Below are 15,351 nucleotides of genomic sequence, written 5' to 3'. Positions count from 1 at the left end.
TGGTCGCTGCTCCTCAGGTCCGAGACCCCGTCGACCGGGTGCGGTGCGGACAGCGGACCGATCGCCGCCTCCAACACCGACGCGCCCTCGGGGTCCAGGCGGAGCTGGTACTCCACCATCCCGTCATCGACCCGCCCCGCCGACAACGACACCCCGTGCCTGAGCCGGTCCTGGCGGATCTGGAACTCGTCCTGCCGGCCGTAGGTGGCGATGATCCGCTCCCGCAACCCCCGCACCTCCCGCGGCCCCGCCTCCTCCGCCACGGCCAGGAACCCCTCCCACACCGTGGGCAGCGCCGCCGGGGTCAGCCGCGGCCCCAGCTTGGCCATCTCCGCCAACGCCACCGCGGCGCCCCGCACGCCCACCCGGCCGGCCAGCACGCACGAGCGCAGCCGCTGGACCGACCCGTGGTCCAGCACGTGGGTGGCACCGAGACCGACCGGTCGGCCGATGCAGGCCTGGGCGACCTTGACCAGGTCGCCGGCGCCCCCGCAGCGGTAGGACGGCGCCCACTCCAGCACCCACCGCGCCGCCGTCGCACAGGTCGAGGAGGCCACCTCGCCGCGCTCCAACGCCTCGCCGAGCACCGCCACCTTGGCCGCCTCGACCCGGCAGGCCAGCGCATCCAACAGACCCATCGCCGGACCCAGGTCCGGCCCCTGGCACTGGTGCAGCACCTCCTCGATCCCGGCCAGGGACTCCGCCGCCGCGTCCACCGCCGCCAACCGGTCCGCGAACCCCACCGTGGCCGCACCACCCGACCCCGAAGCGGGCACGCCACCGGACCCGCTGGCCGCGGGCCCCTGACGATGATCCCCCTGGTGCATGATTCGAACATACATTCGACCACCGACAGGATGCCGGCGTCATCCACACCAAACCCGACCCGCCACGGCAGAATCCGCGCCATGTCTCAAGCACCCCCCGGAGCGACGCCCTCGAGCAACCCGCTGGACCGCAGCGACCCCCGCGTCCCCGCGGTGACCCGGCAGGGGACGGTCATCCTGCTCAACGGCACCTCGAGCTCGGGCAAGTCGAGCATCGCCGCCGAGCTCCTGGAGATCCTGGACGACACCTGGTTCCACCTGCCGGTCGACGCCGTCCACGCCATGCGCTCCCAGCGAGAGATCAGCGACGAGGACCTGCCCGCGGAGCTCGTCCGCACCTCCATGGGCTTCCACCGGCCGTCGCCGGCATGGCTGCCGCGGGCAACAACGTCGTCGTCGACCACGTGCTGAGCTTCGCCTGGCGACTGTCCGACTGCCTCGACCTGCTGGACCCCGAGCACGTGGTCTTCGTCGGCGTCCGCTGCCCGATGGAGGAGACGGTGGCCCGTGAGGCGGCCCGCGGCGACCGCCCCGTCGGCCAGGCGGCGAGCCAGTTCCACCAGGTCCACGCGCACGGCGACTACGACGTCGAGGTCGACACCGGTGTCATGGGCCCGCGCGAGTGCGCCGAGCGGGTCAAGGAGCACCTCACCCACCGCACCTTCCCCACAGCCTTCTCCCGGCTGCGCTCCAGCAGGACAGGCCGAACCGGAGGATGAGCAACACCGGGCCGTCTGTCGATTGGCGAGCGGGGCGTTCGTCGAGGAGGTAGGGCGCGCACCGGGCGCAGCCCGCGGAGGTGATGGCACGGCATACCGGCCTCGCCTCCGGCTCCACGAGAGGACCACTGACATGGCCAAGTTCATCTACCTCTACCGCGGTCCCGCGACCCCGATGGAGGACATCACCCCCGAGGTCGGCGAACAGCTCCAGAAGGCGTGGACCGACTGGGGCAACAAGGTCGGGGCGTCACTCGTCGACTTCGGCAGCCCGTTCGGCCCCCGGGTGGCTGTCGCCGACGACGGCTCCGAGGTCGCGCCGAGCGAGCAGAACGGCTACACCATCGTCGAGGCCGCCGACCTCGCCGCCGCCCGTGGGCTCGTCGAGGGGCACCCGTTCCTCACCGAGGGCAAGGGGCGGTTCGCGATCGACATCTACGAGCTCGTCCCGATGTGACCGGCCGGTCGGAGGCGCCCCTCACCACGGGTGCGGGGCGCCTCCGGCATGCCGGGTACGGCACCTCACGTGCTCGGGTCCGTTCCATCGGGGAGGTAGCCGCCCTCGGACTCCCACACCTGCTGGGGCGTCAGGTCATGCCACAGCGGTGGCGGGGGAAGCACCGTCGCCGTCGGCCGGACCCCGTGACCGGTCGGGAAGATGACCAGCAGGTCGATCCACGGGCGACCGCCGCGCAGGAACAGCCGCACCAGGTGGGGGTAGAACGCCCGCGAGGTGCCCAGGTCGATGGGCCTGGAGCCGATGACGGCGTGCCGCGGCGCTCGTCCCCACAGCTCGGGGTTGTAGACCACCCGCCGGACCTCGAGGCCCTGGGCCCGGAGGTCCTCGATCAGCGTGGCGAGCTCGGTCACGAGGTCCGCCGATCGGGGGCACCACGCGCCGTCGGGGAAGCCTTCGCGGCTGGGCTCCGCGGGGATCAGGGGAAGTCCGCTGTCCCGAGGGCCGCTGCCGGCCGGGACGACGGGGTTGTTGCTGTTGGCGGTCATGAGGAAGATCCATCCCTGGCCGTGCGGGCCAGCTGGAGCAGTGCACCGGAGACGACGAGGACCGAGCGTCCGCGTGGTGGAGGTCCCCGGTCACTTCACCGTACGTCCCCTGCCCGACACGGTCCGGGACCATCGGCAGCAGCTCCGCGGGTGCGACAGCAGGTATGCCGTGTCCCCACCAAACGCCGGACAGCGCCCCTGGCAGTCAGCGCGGGGAGCGCCGGCGCGTCATACCTGCTCGACCCCAGTCGCCGACCCGCCAACCAGGCTGATCACCCCGTTGGGGCACAGTTGGGCCGCCCGCGTCACGGCCGCCTCGAGCGCGGGGGCCGGATCGGCGTCCAGGACGACGACCCGCCCGTCCTCCTCACTCTGGTCGAACACCGCGGGCGCGGTCAGCGCGCACATCCCGGCGCCCTGGCACCGCTCCCGGTCGATGACGACCCTCATGCTGCCTCTTTCCACGTCACCGGCAACGCCTCGACGCCGTAAATGAACATCTCGTCGCGCATGCGCACCTGCTCCGCGGGCACGGCCAGCCGAAGTCCCGGCAGGGCGGCCAGCAGCCGGGTGAACCCGACGTGCATCTCCACGCGGGCCAGCTGCTGCCCGAGGCACTGGTGGACGCCGTGTCCGAAGGCGAGGTGCCCGGCGTACTCGCGGCCGAGGTCGAGCCGGTCGGGGTCGGGGAAGTGGGCCGGGTCGCGGTTGGCCGCCGGCAGCGAGAGCACCACGGCGTCACCCCTGGTGATGGTGTGGCCCCCGGCGACGACGTCCTCGGTGGCCACCCGCACCAGCCCGAACTGGACGATGGTCAGGTAGCGCAGCAGCTCCTCGACGGCGCCGTTGACCAGCGCCGGGTCCGCGCGCAGCCGCTCGAGCTCGGCCGGGTGCTGCAACAGCGCGAACGTGCCGAGCCCCAGCATGTTGGCTGTCGTCTCGTGGCCGGCGATGAGCAGCAGCAGGCCGATGTTGATGAGCTCCTCGTCGTTGAGGCGGTCCGGGCCCTCGAGGTGCACCAGCCCGCTGAGCAGATCCTTGCCCGGCGCCGCACGCTTGGCCCGGACCAGCTCGAGCATGTATGCGCGGAACTCGCCCCGGGCGCGCAGCAGCTCGGGCCCCTCCGACGTCAACGACAGCAGCAACCGGGAGCGTTGCTGGAACTCCGCACGGTCCACGTAGGGCACGCCCAGCAGCTCGCAGATCACCAGCGATGGCACCGGCAGCGCGAACGCGCTGACGAGGTCCGCTGGCGCGCCGGCAGCCCGCATCGCCTGAAGGTGCTCGTCGACGATCTCGGTGACCCGCGGCTGCAGCGCGTTCATCCGCCGCACCGTGAACTGGCCCGTCAGCAGCCGCCGGTAGCGGGTGTGCTCGGGCGGGTCCAGCCCGATGAACTGGCCGGGCCGGGGCTGCAGGAACGGCTTGAGCTCCTCGGGGACCAGACGGATCGGGTTCGCGCCGAGGCTGCGCTGCGAGCTCATCCGCGGGTCGGCGAGCAGGGCACGGACGTCGTCGTAGCGGGTCACCAGCCACCCGGCGCGGCCGTCGGGGAACGTCAGCGGGCTGACGGGCTCGGTCGCCTGCAGCCGGCGGTAGACGGGGGGCGGGTCGAAGACCGAGGCTCGCTCGCGGGGCAGGCCGGCAAGGGGGGCGTACGAGGTGCTCACGGCACCACCTCCGCTGGATGCGGTGGAGCGGGTATGACGCGCCGCTCACCTCGAGCCTAAGCCCGCACCAGCCGCCCGGGGAGGGCATGGCCCCGAGACGGACTCCTCCCCAGCCTCAGGGCCCCGCCCGAAGGCACTCCGCCGATGTTGACCGGCCCTCCGGGGCGAATCCGGCCAAACGGCATACAACAGGGCACGCTGCCCGGCACCATGGTCCGGTTCGATTCATCTCCAGGGGGAGTTCCTTCTCAAGGCGTTTGCTCAACCTTGCCCTTCGTCGTGCCCTGGCGCCGCTGGCCGGCGTCGCCGTCCTCGCCGGTGGGGCGGCCCTGCCGGCCGTGGCTGCCACCCGCACCGTCTGCACCGGAGTCGCCGGCTGCCACGTCGTCAAGTACGCCGACATCGACGGCGACGGTCGCGCCGACCAGGTCGGCATGATCGCCAGGAACGTCAGCCAGAACGGCACCATCACCGTGCGGGTCCGGACTGCGACCGGCCGCGTCCTGCAGACCACCGACACCAAGGTCTGGTGGGGCGCGACCCCCTCGATCGAGGCCGCGCGCATCGATGGCGTACGTGGCACCGAGCTCGTGGTCACCGACGGCATGGGCGCTCACCTGATGTCGTTCCGCTTCATCACCTACCGCAAGGGGCGTCTCGTGACCCTGGCGGCCCCGAAGGCCGAGGCGCTCGACGGCGACACGTCCCGCTGGTTCATCGACTCGTCGTACAGCTTCAACCACGGCGTCTACCGCACCGTCTCTCGAGGCGTCATCACGCTCACGATCAAGGACTACACGCGGGATGGTGCCAACTCGAACACCGGCACCATCACCACCTACGGATGGAGCAACACGCGCGGCTGGGTTCAGCGGGCCCGGTCCGTCAAGCACGGTGTCCCGGACCGCATCGCCCTGAACGGCACCGGAGGCTGGCACATCAGCGGTCTCCCCGTCTTCCCGAGGTTCTGAGCCCCACACAGACCAGCAGCCGCCCACGTCAGGAGACGTGGGCGGCTGCGGTCGTCTCGGCTCGGTCAGCACCCGACTGCGTTGGACGTCATCGGCGACCGCGGGAGGTGTTCCACCGGAAGTGCACGAAGATGCGGCCGAAGTTGTCGGAGTCCTTCTCCACCCGGTGATAGAGCGCCTTGACCTCCTTCCGGTCGAGGAATCGCAGCACCCGCTTCTTCAGGGCCCCGGACCCTTTGCCCGGGATGATCTCGACCAGCGGCGCCTTCTTCTGCACGGCCTCGTCGATGATGGCGCGCAGGGCGCGGTCGATGTCGGTGCCGCGGTTGTAGATGTCGTGCAGGTCCAGGACGAGCTTCACCACGACATCGTCTGCCGTGCGGCCGCGGCGTGCACGTCCACCCGGTGGCCAGGCGTTCCGCGTCACGCAATCGGGCCCACCGCGGCGGGTCCCGGCCTACGCTGGCGCTGTGACCCCGGAGGAGCTGGCGACCCTCGTGCGCCTGCGGCAGGCGCGCGACCGCATGGACCGCGACTACGCGCAGCCGCTCGACGTCCCGGCACTGGCCCGGGCGGCATACATGTCGCCGGCGCACTTCTCGCGGCAGTTCCGCGCGGCGTACGGCGAGACCCCCTACAGCTACCTCATGACCCGGCGCATCGAGCGGGCCAAAGCGCTGCTGCGCCGCGGGGACCTCAGCGTCACCGAGGTCTGCATGGAGGTCGGCTGCACCTCGCTCGGGTCGTTCAGCTCGCGGTTCACCGAGCTGGTGGGCGAGAGCCCGAGCGCCTACCGGGCGCGGGACCACAGCGACGGCGCGGTGGTGCCGGCCTGCGTGGACAAGGTCCACAGCCGGCCGCGGCGGGTGACCCCGGGCGCGCGGGCACGCTCGAGCACCACCCCGGAGGAGCCGGACATGCCGCCCGAAGCGAGCAGGATCGAAGAAGCCCCGCCGCAGGCCTCCGCCCTAGCGTGGACGCCATGAACCTCTCACTCTCGCACTGCCACATCACCATCAACGACCCCGACGAGGCCCTGGCCTTCTACCGCGACGGCCTCGGGCTCGAGCTGCGCAACGACGTCTCCAACGGCGGCTACCGCTGGCTCACGCTCACCTCTCCCTCGCAGCCGGACGTCGAGATCGTGCTCTCCCAGCCCGGCGGCGGCCGCTCGGCCGAGGACGCCGAGGCCCTGCTCACCCTCGTCACCAAGGGATCGTTCATGGGCGCCATCTTCCGCACCGACGACCTCGACGAGACGTTCGAGAAGGTCCGGGCCTCCGGCGCCGAGGTGCTCCAGGAGCCGATGGACCAGCCGTGGGGTGTGCGTGACTGTGCGTTCCGCGACCCGGCCGGCAACATGATCCGCATCAACCAGGCGCCGACCGCCTGACCGACCCTTCACATCGTGCTGGTGGCGGAGGTGCAGTCATCGCTGCACTTCCGCCACCACCGTCGCTGCCGTCATCGGGGACGGCGCCGCCCCGACGGACGCGCGGCCACCTCGCCCTGACGGGCCGCCGTGCGCTCCGCCAGCAGCGCGCGGATCTCCCGACTGGTCAGGCCCCTGACGTCCTCGAGGGTGATCGTGCCCTCGGCCAGGCCGCGCTCGACCAGGCGCACCAGCACCACGTGCTCGGGCTCGTGCAGCGATCCGTGAGAGGCGCTCGCCATAGTGATGCTCCGATCGACTCGGGAGGGGCAGGTACCGCGCGCGGTCGCCCCCTGTGACCGAAAGCGACAGTGACCGTATGCGAGGTCACCCACCCTCGGCATCGTGCAAATCCTCAAGATCTCCCGGTTGTCGGGACGCAAACTTCCCAGCAGCGGACAAAACCGCCACGGATCTTCCCGGTCCGGGGCTGGAACGGCCGACACGGCATACCACGAGGCCGCAGGGGAGCCCGGATCGCCGTGCTGTTCCGGTTGGATGGCGGCGTGGCCGACCAGCGCCACGGCCCGAGCCGGGAGGATCCACGTGAGCGCTGAGACCGACGTCCTCGTCCTGGGAGGCGCCGGCGTCGACACGATCGTGTACGTCCCCGAGCTGCCCCTCGCCTACGCCGACAGCTACATGGTGCCGACGATCCGGCAGCGGGCCGGGCAGACCGGGGACTTCGTCGCGATGGGGGTGAGTGCGCTGGGTCTGCGCACGCACCACCTCGACGTCGTCGGTGACGACCCCGAGGGCGACCTCGTGCGAGCGCTCCACCGCGACAAGGGAATCCCGCTCACCGAGGTCCCCTCCCCGAGTGGCACCAAGCGTGCGGTGAACCTCGTCGACCCGGCCGGTCGCCGGCTCTCGCTGTATGACAGCGACCGCTCCCACGAGGCGGACCGGCTCCCCGAGGACACCGTCAGGACCCTGGCGGCCGTGAGCCGGCACGCGCACGTCTCCATCACCTACCCGTGCGCCTTCGCCCTGCCCGTGCTGCGCGAGGCCGGCGTGACCATCTCGACCGACCTGCACAACTGGGACGGGGTCGAGAGCTACCACGAGGCGTTCGCCTACCAGGCCGACCTGGTCTTCCTGTCCACCACGGCTCTGGCAGACCCGGAGCGGACGATGCGTCAGGTCCTCGACTGCGGCCGCGCTCGGGTGGTGGTCGCGACGGCCGGGGCGGAGGGCGCCTACCTGCTGGTCGACGACGTGCAGACCCACGTCCCCGCCGTCACGCCGGGCGCACCGGTGGTCGACTCCAACGGTGCTGGCGACGCCTTCGTGTCGGGGTTCCTCTTCGGCTGGCTGGCCGGTGAGTCGCCGCTGCGGTGCGCGCAGTTCGGCGCGGTGGCCGGCGCGTACGCCTGCACGGTGCCGTCGACGGCGACCGACTGCATCAGCCGGGAGGAGCTGTTGGGGGGCGCCGCACTCACCGGTGGACCACGGCTTGGCGACAGCAACCGCCCGGGCAGGCTCGACACCATCAACGGGTGAGCCTCACCCGCACCCCGGCCAGCGCCGTCTCCGTGTCGTCTGTGGCGCCGGGCCGCCACGGGCCCACCCGGCGGCTGCGGCTCGCCGCGCTGCTGTGCCTGGCTTGCGCCGCCGTCCTGTTCCCCTGGGCCGCCTACCTGTCCACGTCGCTGCCGCAGACCTACGTGCTCACGGACTGGAACGGCGCCTGGGTGGGCTTCGACGTCCTGCTGACCTCGGTCGGCAGCGACGCCGTGGTCGCCTTTGCCACCGCCGTGCTGGTCGAGCTCCCCCTCGCGGCCTACCTCGTCCGGCACGCCTCGCGGCCGATCACCGAGGCCGCGCGGCCGGCCGTCATGGCGGCACAGATAGTCTCGGCGCCCGACATGTCGCGGGGCTCCGCCGGCCGAGCGCATGTCCTGAGGCAGCAGCGTTCCCGAAGCCGAGGAGGGGCCCACGATGGGTCGGTCCATCGTCATGGTCGGCGACAGCATCACCGACTCCGACCGGCCGCGCCACACCGAAGGGCTCGGTGACGGCTGGGTCAGCCTGGCGGCAGCCGCCCTACGGGCACGGGGCGACGACGCCGTGGTGTTCAACCGCGGCGTCAGCGGGGACCGCGTGCAGGACCTGCGCGCACGATGGAAGACCGACGTCATCGACCTCCACCCGGCGGTGCTCACCGTCCTGGTGGGCGTCAACGAGGCGTGGCGGCGATACGAGGACGACGACCCCGTGTCCCCCGAAGCCTTCGAGGCGGACTACCGGGCCATCCTGGGCGAGGCCCTGGCGGACTCCTCGCCGCGGCTGATCCTGATGGAGCCGTTCCTCACCGCCGCCGACAGGTCGCGGGCCCACTGGCGCGAGGACCTCGATCCCAGACGCGAAGTGGTGGCCCACGTGGCGGCAGAGCTCGACGCGACGTTCGTCCCCCTGCAGGCGATCCTGGACGACGCGGCACGAGTCCACGGCCCCGCCGCCCTGGCCCCGGACTCGGTCCATCCCTCGGCGCTGGGGGCGCAGGTGCTGGCGCGGGGCTGGCTCACGGCATACGAGAGCCTCTGACGCCACCCGTCGGGGGCGCAGTCGACGGCCCGCCCCGTAGGGCCAGACCTACGTCCCGGACACGCCCGCTGACCGGCTCATACGGTTGACATGGCGTGGCCCCGCTCCCGGCACCCCCCTGCTGGTCGAGCGGGGTCACGTCCCGTCGCGGGGCAGGACCGGGTGAGGCCAGCCGTTGGAGAGGTCTGCGGCGCAAAGCGAAAGAGGCCCTCCCCCGATGCCGGGGAAGGGCCTCAGACCTTGGGTGGAGCTGAGGGGACTCGAACCCCTGACCCCCTCGTTGCGAACGAGGTGCGCTACCAGCTGCGCCACAGCCCCAAGGTGCGGGCCACACGATAACACCCAGCGGGCCCGCGGCTGAAACCGGCTCAGCCCAACGCCTCCAGCGCCGCCAGGTCCTCGGCCGTGGGCTCCCACAGGCCGGCCTGGGCGTTGGACACGACCTGCTCCGGACGCGTCACGCCCGCGATCACCGACGTCACCGCCGGCTGGGCGGCGAGGCCGCCCATGGCCACCTGGAGCATGCTCAGCCCGCGCTCGGCGGCAAACGCCTCCAGCGCCTCGATCCGGTCCCAGTCCGCGCCCTCGAAACGGGTCTGCTCGATCGCCAGCCGGGACCCTTCCGGAGCCGCCTGGCCACGGGTGTACTTGCCGGTGAGCAGGCCGTACTCCAGCGGGAAGAACGGCAGGATCCCCACGCCGAGGTGCTCGCAGGCCGGCACCAGCTCCGCCTCGACCGACCGGTCGAGCAGCGAGTAGCGGTTCTGCGCCGAGACGAACCGCTCGTAGCCGCCGGCGCGGGCCGTCCAGTCGGCGTCGACGAGCTGCCAGCCGTCGAAGTTGGAGCAGCCGACGTAGCGGACCTTGCCCTCCAGGACGAGCTCGTGCAGCGCCGCGAGCGTCTCCTCGATCGGCGTGACCAGGTCGGGCTGGTGCAGCTGGTAGAGGTCGATCCAGTCGGTGCCGAGCCGCCGCAGGCTGGCCTCCACGGCCTTGCGGACGTAGCGCCGGGAGCCGCGCACACCCCAGTCCGGCCCGTTCTTGCCCTGCATGTCCATACCGAACTTCGTTGCCACGACGACCTGATCGCGCCGCGAGCCGAGGGCGGTGCCGAGCATCGTCTCGCTCGCGCCGGGCTCGATGCCGTAGATGTCGGCGGTGTCGAAGAGCGTGATCCCCTGCTCGATCGCCGCGTCCACGATCCCCCGGGTCGCCTCGGCGTCGGCACGCCGGCTGAACGCGTTGCAGCCGATCCCCACCGTGCTGACCATGAGGCCGGAGCTGCCGAGCGGGCGGTAGGTCATGTCAGCCATGCGCCCACCCTAGGCAGGCGTCACCACCCCGGGTATGCCGGGTGGCCGGGGTGCGTGGGAGGCCCACCGACCGCACGGGCCGGCGTGCGCCGCGCCCTCGCGTAAGGGTCAGCCTCAGGAGCCGACGGCGCGCCGGTCGAGCAGGCCGTCCAGCTCGCCCGAGGCGACCACGCCGCCGAAGGTGGACGGCGTGGTCGGTGCCGGGACGGGCGCGGGGACCGGCGCAGGCTGCGGGGGCTGGGCCGCGCGCGCCTTCATCGTGTAGGTCGGCGGAGGCACGGGGACCGGCCGCCATCCGTCGGGGTCGTCCGCCGGCACCGGCTCGGCCGGCTCGGCGGCAGCGGACTCGGCCGGAGCGGCCGCGGACCCGGTCCAGGCAAGGCCGGGCTCGACGCGCGGCGCGGCCAGGCCGCGGGGGGCACGGGCCGCCTCGCGGTGACATGCAGCCGCGCGGCGGGCGGCCCGCTCGACCTGGGCGGCCCGGCGCAGCCAGGCCAGGTCGGCGACGAGCAGGCCGAGGGCCACCAGGCTGCTCCACCAGCCGAGGACACCGAAGCCGGCCAGCGGCAGGGTCGCCACGAGCAGGACCAGGGACCCGAGGAAGGACAGGCCACGCAGGCGGCGGGCCGGCACCCCCGCGACGTGGCGGGTGCGCGCCGGTCGGGCCGGTCCGACGCGGACCGGCGGCTCAGGACGGAGGGCGGGCTCGGGGCGCACGCGCGGCGCGGCACTGGAGGCCTCGGAGCCGGCCGGTGCGGCGGACGTCGAGCTCGTGTCGGACGCCGAGGTGGTGACCGACGCCGAGGACGTGACGGCCCGCACCACCCGGGTGGGGCTCACGGCATACGACCGCGGCGCCGGGGTGCGCTCGGGCACGTCGGCGACCGGCGCGCGACGCTCGAGGACGCGCATGGCGTCGGAGAAGCGGTCGACCGAGCGCGCGGTCACGAGGTGCTCACGTCGGCGGACCCAGTGCTGGAGAAGGAAGGCAGCCCAGATCGCGATGATGACGAGGAAGATCAGACTGCTGGGTTGCACGCCCATGACGCTAGAGGTTCGCGGGACTACCCGCGCGGACCGGCGTCGGTGTGTCGCCTGTGAGGTTGGTCCACGGCATCGAGCCAGCGCTCCAGGAGGCGTCCACCGGCCAGGTCCTCGGTCGTCAGCGCGAACGAGCGGTGGTCCCGCCACGCACCGTTGATGTGCAGGTAGCGCGTCCGCAGGCCCTCGTCGCGGAAGCCCAGCTTGGCGACCACTCGCAGGCTCGCGGCGTTGTCCGGCCGGATGTTGACCTCGACCCGGTGCAGACCGAGCACGCGGAACGCGTGGTCGGTCAGCAGCGCCAGCGAGATCGGCGCAACCCCTTGTCCCGCAACGGATCTGGACACCCAGTAGCCGGCTGCCCCGGAGCGCATGGAGCCCCACGTGATGCCGAACAGGTGCATCTGCCCGGCCAGCCGGCCGTCGACGGAGATGGCGAACGGCAGCATCCGGCCCTCGACCGCCTCGCGGTTGAAGTAGCGCACCATCTGCCGGTAGCCGACGCGGCCGGTCACCGGCTCCGGCGCCGTCGCCTCCCACTCCCGCAGCCAGTCCGCGTTGTCGCGGCGCAGCGCCTCCCACTCCTTGCGCTGCCGCGCCCGCAACGGCCCGAGGGTGACGGCCTGACCCGACGGCGTCGTGGCCGACAGGGTGACGGGCCACGCGACGGTCATCAGTGGTCGCCCCCGCGCATCTGCGAGACGGCGTGGGCCACCACCGGTTCGAGGACCGTGAGCCCGTCACGCACACCACCGGTCGAGCCCGGGAGGTTGACCACGAGCGTCGCGCCGGCCATCCCGGCCACGCCCCGCGAGAGCATCGCGGCAGGCACCCCGGCGGCGACGCCGGCGGCCCGGATCGCCTCGGCGATGCCGGGCACCGGGCGGTCGATGACGCGCATCGTTGCCTCGGGTGTGCCGTCGGTCGGGGTCAGACCGGTTCCCCCCGTGGTCAGCACCAGGTCAGGACCGGCGGCCACGGCGGCCTCCAGTGCCTCCTCGACGTCCGGGCCGTCCGGCACGACGATCGGCTCCCCCACCTCGAGCCCCCACGACCGCAGGGCCTCGACGATGACCTGACCGGAGCGGTCGGGGTAGACCCCGGAGGCGGCGCGGGTGGAACAGGTGATGACGACGGCGGTGCTCACCCCTCGCTCCAGTCCCCGGAGCGCCCCCCGGACTTCGCCGTGACGCGCACGTCGGTGATCCGCGCGTGCTTGTCGACGGCCTTGACCATGTCGACCAGAGCAAGGGCCGCGACGGTCACGGCTGTGAGCGCCTCCATCTCGATCCCGGTGCGGTCGGCGGTCAGCACCGTGGCAGTGACGTCGACCCCGTCGTCGACGACGGCGAGGTCGACCTCGACGCCGTGGATCCCGATCGGGTGCGCCAGCGGCACGAGCTCGGGGGTGCGCTTGGCGCCCTGGATGCCCGCGATCCGGGCCACCGCGAGCGCGTCGCCCTTGGGGACCGTGCCGCCGCGCAGAGCCGCAACCGCGTCCGCCGACAGCAGCACGCGCCCGGCGGCACTCGCCCGGCGGGCCGTGACCGGCTTGGCGCTGACGTCGACCATGTGCGCGCTGCCGTCGGGGCGCACGTGGGTCAGCGCCGGCTCCTCCATCACGCCTCCATCATCGCGCCGAGCAGGTGGCAGCGGACCACGTCGCCGGCCTGGACCTCGGTGACGGCGGCCGGGATCACGGCCAGGCAGTTGGCGGCCGCCAGCCCGCCGAGCACGTGTGAGCCCTGGGACCCCACGAGCGTCACGGCGAAGTCGCAGTCCTGCCCGTTGGTGCCGGTGACCCGGCGCGGGTGCAGCACCGCGCGGGCGAACTGGGTCTTGCCCGCGGGAGCCGTCCACCCGGTCTCGACCACGGCAGGGACCAGGGCACTTTCGTGCTCGGGGCGCCCCGCCATGGCGCGCAGCGCCGGGGCCACGAACACCTCGAAGGAGACCATCGCACTGACCGGGTTGCCCGGCAGGGTGAACACCGGGGTCTCGTCGGCGCCGAGGACCCCGAAGCCCTGCGGCATGCCGGGTTGCATCGACACCTTGTCGAAGCGCACCGTGCCCACGCGGGACAGCACCTCCTTGACCGTGTCGTAGGCGCCCGCGCTGACCCCGCCGCTGGTGATCACCGCGTCGGCGCGCACCAGCTGGTCCTCGAGGGTGGACATGAGCTCCTTGGCGTCGTCGACCACCGGGCCCACCCGGAACGGCACGGCCCCGAGGGCCCGCACCGCGGCGGTGAGCATGAGCCCGTTGCTGTCGACCACCTGGCCGAACCCGGCGGGGCGGCCCACCTCGACGAGCTCGTCGCCGGTGGACACGACCACCACGCGCGGCTTCGGGACCACCCGCACCGAGGAACGGCCCACCGCTGCGAGCAGCGCCAGCTGTCGCGGGCCGAGCCGTCCCCCCGAGCGCAGGACCAGGTCGCCGGTGCGCACGTCGTCACCGGTCGGGCGCACGTGCTGGCCCACCTCGACCGGCGACCGGACCGCCACGGCGGCCAGCCCGGCGTCGGTCAGCTCCACCAGCACGACCGCGTTGGCGCCATGCGGCAGCGGCGCGCCGGTCATGATCCGCATCGACTGCCCCGGGGCCAGGCTCAGCGCCTGGGTGTTGCCCGCCGCGATGTCGTTGACGACGGGCAGCAGCACCGGGGAGTCATCGGTGGCAGCGGCGACGTCCGCCGCGTGCACGGCATACCCGTCCATCGCCGAGTTGGTGAACCCGGGCAGGTCCGCGGCGCTGCGCACGTCCTCGGCCAGGACGCACCCGAGTGCGTCGAGGAGGCCGACCTCGATGGGTGGCAGCCGGCGCACCGTGTCCAGGATGCGCCCGAGGTGCTGCTCGACGCTGATCACGCGACGGGAGAGCCCTGGCTGACGTCCTCCCGGCCGGCGACGAACTCCTCCAGCCACACGGAGAAGTCCGAGCCGAGCTCACGGTGCTCCACCGCGAGGCGCACGACGGCCTTGAGGTAGTCGAGCCGGTCGCCGGTGTCATAGCGACGACCGCGGAAGACCACGCCGTGGACCCCGCCGCCGGGCTCGGTGGAAGCGGCACGCTCCTGCAGGGCGTCGGTCAGCTGGATCTCGTTGCCGCGCCCGGGAGGCGTCTTGGCCAGGACGTCGAAGATCGAGGGGTCGAGCACGTAGCGGCCGATCACCGCGAGGTTGGACGGGGCGTCGGCGGGGTGTGGCTTCTCGACCAGGCCGGTCACGCGCACCACGTCCCCGTCACCGTCGCGCTCGACGGCGGCGCAGCCGTAGAGGTGCACTTGGTCCTGGGGCACCTCCATCAGGGCGATGACGCTGCCACCGCGCTCCTGCTGCACGGCGATCATCTGCTCGAGCAGCCGGTCGCGGGCGTCGATGAGGTCGTCGCCGAGGAGCACCGCGAAGGGGTTGTCGCCGACGTGGTCGGCGGCGCACAGGACCGCGTGGCCCAGGCCCTTGGGCTCCCCCTGGCGGACGTAGTGCACGTTGGCCAGGCTGGTGGACTTGCGCACGCGGGCCAGCCGCAGCTGGTCGCCCTTGGCCTCCAGCGCCTGCTCGAGCTCCCAGTGCCGGTCGAAGTGGTCCTCGAGGGCGGTCTTGTTGCGCCCGGTGACCATGAGCACGTCACGCAGGCCGGCGCGGGTCGCCTCCTCCACGACGTACTGGATCGCCGGCTTGTCGACGACCGGCAGCATCTCCTTGGGGGTCGCCTTGGTGGCCGGCAGGAAGCGAGTCCCCAGACCGGCGGCCGGGATCACGGCCTTGAGGACAGGCGGCGTGGCACCGTCACGGGAAGGGGTGTGCGCGGTCGACGTCATGCC

Annotated in this window: 21 protein-coding genes, 1 tRNA gene and 1 pseudogene; 9 read left to right on the top strand and 14 right to left on the bottom strand. The window is 72.6% G+C overall.

The features are described from left to right. Positions 1-743 (bottom strand): annotated as a pseudogene (locus ACXVGS_RS13885) (HNH endonuclease signature motif containing protein); the annotation flags it as partial. A gap of 165 nt (positions 744-908) precedes the next feature. Between ACXVGS_RS13885 and ACXVGS_RS13880 the strand changes: the two are divergent. From ACXVGS_RS13880 to ACXVGS_RS13870, 3 genes are all read left to right on the top strand, one after another. Next, positions 909-1,238 carry a phosphotransferase-like protein gene (locus ACXVGS_RS13880; RefSeq protein ID WP_458537067.1) on the top strand — a complete coding sequence of 110 codons (330 nt, stop codon included), beginning with the start codon at positions 909-911 and terminating at the stop codon, positions 1,236-1,238. Next, entirely contained in the window at positions 1,196-1,546 is a 351-nt protein-coding gene (locus ACXVGS_RS13875; protein ID WP_458537066.1) for a phosphotransferase-like protein, read from the top strand. Before ACXVGS_RS13880 ends, ACXVGS_RS13875 begins: the two co-directional genes overlap by 43 nt. 133 nt (positions 1,547-1,679) lie before the next feature. Continuing rightward, entirely contained in the window at positions 1,680-2,003 is a 324-nt protein-coding gene (locus tag ACXVGS_RS13870; RefSeq protein ID WP_458531038.1) for a hypothetical protein, read from the top strand. Between the two features lie 65 nt (positions 2,004-2,068). On the opposite strand, the gene ACXVGS_RS13865 is transcribed toward ACXVGS_RS13870, so the two are convergent. The 3 genes from ACXVGS_RS13865 to ACXVGS_RS13855 all read right to left on the bottom strand — a co-directional run bounded on the left by ACXVGS_RS13865 (position 2,069) and on the right by ACXVGS_RS13855 (position 4,221). Continuing rightward, positions 2,069-2,551, bottom strand: coding sequence for a DUF5994 family protein (locus tag ACXVGS_RS13865; protein WP_458531037.1), 483 nt, complete (start codon positions 2,549-2,551; stop codon positions 2,069-2,071). Positions 2,552-2,779: 228 nt separating this feature from the next. After that, positions 2,780-3,001, bottom strand: a complete 222-nt coding sequence (locus ACXVGS_RS13860) for a ferredoxin (RefSeq protein ID WP_458531036.1) — start codon at positions 2,999-3,001, stop codon at positions 2,780-2,782. Continuing rightward, positions 2,998-4,221 carry a cytochrome P450 gene (locus ACXVGS_RS13855; RefSeq protein ID WP_458532284.1) on the bottom strand — a complete coding sequence of 408 codons (1,224 nt, stop codon included), beginning with the start codon at positions 4,219-4,221 and terminating at the stop codon, positions 2,998-3,000. Before ACXVGS_RS13855 ends, ACXVGS_RS13860 begins: the two co-directional genes overlap by 4 nt. A gap of 257 nt (positions 4,222-4,478) precedes the next feature. Here ACXVGS_RS13855 and ACXVGS_RS13850 point away from each other — a divergent pair, with 257 nt between their 5' ends. Further along, positions 4,479-5,192: a hypothetical protein gene (locus tag ACXVGS_RS13850; protein WP_458537065.1), complete on the top strand. Its 714-nt coding sequence runs from the start codon at positions 4,479-4,481 to the stop codon at positions 5,190-5,192. A gap of 88 nt (positions 5,193-5,280) precedes the next feature. Here ACXVGS_RS13850 and ACXVGS_RS13845 read toward each other — a convergent pair whose 3' ends face one another. Continuing rightward, positions 5,281-5,553 carry a Smr/MutS family protein gene (locus ACXVGS_RS13845; RefSeq protein ID WP_458531033.1) on the bottom strand — a complete coding sequence of 91 codons (273 nt, stop codon included), beginning with the start codon at positions 5,551-5,553 and terminating at the stop codon, positions 5,281-5,283. 109 nt (positions 5,554-5,662) lie between these two features. Between ACXVGS_RS13845 and ACXVGS_RS13840 the strand changes: the two genes are divergently transcribed. Beyond that, positions 5,663-6,178 carry a helix-turn-helix transcriptional regulator gene (locus tag ACXVGS_RS13840; RefSeq protein WP_458531023.1) on the top strand — a complete coding sequence of 172 codons (516 nt, stop codon included), beginning with the start codon at positions 5,663-5,665 and terminating at the stop codon, positions 6,176-6,178. Further along, on the top strand, positions 6,175-6,585 hold the full coding sequence (locus tag ACXVGS_RS13835; RefSeq protein WP_458537064.1) for a VOC family protein: 411 nt from the start codon (positions 6,175-6,177) through the stop codon (positions 6,583-6,585). The genes ACXVGS_RS13840 and ACXVGS_RS13835 overlap by 4 nt, the downstream gene beginning before the upstream one ends. A 71-nt stretch (positions 6,586-6,656) precedes the next feature. Here the strand turns inward: ACXVGS_RS13835 and ACXVGS_RS13830 are convergent, their stop codons facing one another. Beyond that, a complete protein-coding gene (locus ACXVGS_RS13830) occupies positions 6,657-6,866 on the bottom strand; it encodes a hypothetical protein (protein WP_458531021.1) in 210 nt (69 codons plus the stop codon). Between the two features lie 304 nt (positions 6,867-7,170). On the opposite strand from ACXVGS_RS13830, the gene ACXVGS_RS13825 reads away from it, so the two are divergent. The 3 genes from ACXVGS_RS13825 to ACXVGS_RS13815 are packed head-to-tail and all read left to right on the top strand — an operon-like array spanning position 7,171 to position 9,171. Next, a complete protein-coding gene (locus tag ACXVGS_RS13825) occupies positions 7,171-8,127 on the top strand; it encodes an adenosine kinase (RefSeq protein WP_458531020.1) in 957 nt (318 codons plus the stop codon). Beyond that, positions 8,124-8,642, top strand: a complete 519-nt coding sequence (locus ACXVGS_RS13820; protein WP_458531019.1) for a hypothetical protein — start codon at positions 8,124-8,126, stop codon at positions 8,640-8,642. The genes ACXVGS_RS13825 and ACXVGS_RS13820 overlap by 4 nt, the downstream gene beginning before the upstream one ends. Further along, positions 8,566-9,171, top strand: coding sequence for an SGNH/GDSL hydrolase family protein (locus tag ACXVGS_RS13815; protein ID WP_458532286.1), 606 nt, complete (start codon positions 8,566-8,568; stop codon positions 9,169-9,171). Before ACXVGS_RS13820 ends, ACXVGS_RS13815 begins: the two co-directional genes overlap by 77 nt. Before the next feature lie 245 nt (positions 9,172-9,416). Here ACXVGS_RS13815 and ACXVGS_RS13810 read toward each other — a convergent pair. The 8 genes from ACXVGS_RS13810 to galU form a co-directional block, all read right to left on the bottom strand. Further along, positions 9,417-9,489, bottom strand: a tRNA-Ala gene (locus ACXVGS_RS13810). A gap of 50 nt (positions 9,490-9,539) precedes the next feature. After that, positions 9,540-10,475, bottom strand: coding sequence for an aldo/keto reductase (locus tag ACXVGS_RS13805; RefSeq protein ID WP_458533524.1), 936 nt, complete (start codon positions 10,473-10,475; stop codon positions 9,540-9,542). 123 nt (positions 10,476-10,598) lie between these two features. Further along, a complete protein-coding gene (locus tag ACXVGS_RS13800; protein ID WP_458537063.1) occupies positions 10,599-11,522 on the bottom strand; it encodes a hypothetical protein in 924 nt (307 codons plus the stop codon). A gap of 26 nt (positions 11,523-11,548) precedes the next feature. Continuing rightward, complete coding sequence (locus tag ACXVGS_RS13795) at positions 11,549-12,199, bottom strand: GNAT family N-acetyltransferase (RefSeq protein ID WP_458530640.1); 651 nt, start codon at positions 12,197-12,199, stop codon at positions 11,549-11,551. After that, positions 12,199-12,672: a MogA/MoaB family molybdenum cofactor biosynthesis protein gene (locus ACXVGS_RS13790; RefSeq protein WP_458533522.1), complete on the bottom strand. Its 474-nt coding sequence runs from the start codon at positions 12,670-12,672 to the stop codon at positions 12,199-12,201. Before ACXVGS_RS13790 ends, ACXVGS_RS13795 begins: the two co-directional genes overlap by 1 nt. Beyond that, positions 12,669-13,145, bottom strand: a complete 477-nt coding sequence (moaC, locus tag ACXVGS_RS13785; protein WP_458530654.1) for a cyclic pyranopterin monophosphate synthase MoaC — start codon at positions 13,143-13,145, stop codon at positions 12,669-12,671. Before moaC ends, ACXVGS_RS13790 begins: the two co-directional genes overlap by 4 nt. Beyond that, complete coding sequence (gene glp, locus ACXVGS_RS13780) at positions 13,145-14,395, bottom strand: molybdotransferase-like divisome protein Glp (protein WP_458537062.1); 1,251 nt, start codon at positions 14,393-14,395, stop codon at positions 13,145-13,147. The genes moaC and glp overlap by 1 nt, the downstream gene beginning before the upstream one ends. Continuing rightward, positions 14,392-15,348 carry a UTP--glucose-1-phosphate uridylyltransferase GalU gene (gene galU, locus ACXVGS_RS13775; protein WP_458530643.1) on the bottom strand — a complete coding sequence of 319 codons (957 nt, stop codon included), beginning with the start codon at positions 15,346-15,348 and terminating at the stop codon, positions 14,392-14,394. The genes glp and galU overlap by 4 nt, the downstream gene beginning before the upstream one ends. Positions 15,349-15,351 lie beyond the last annotated feature (3 nt).

Source organism: Oryzihumus sp., assembly GCF_054325275.1.
Note: the sequence above shows the minus strand (reverse complement) of the source record. Positions and strands in the feature narration are given on the sequence as shown.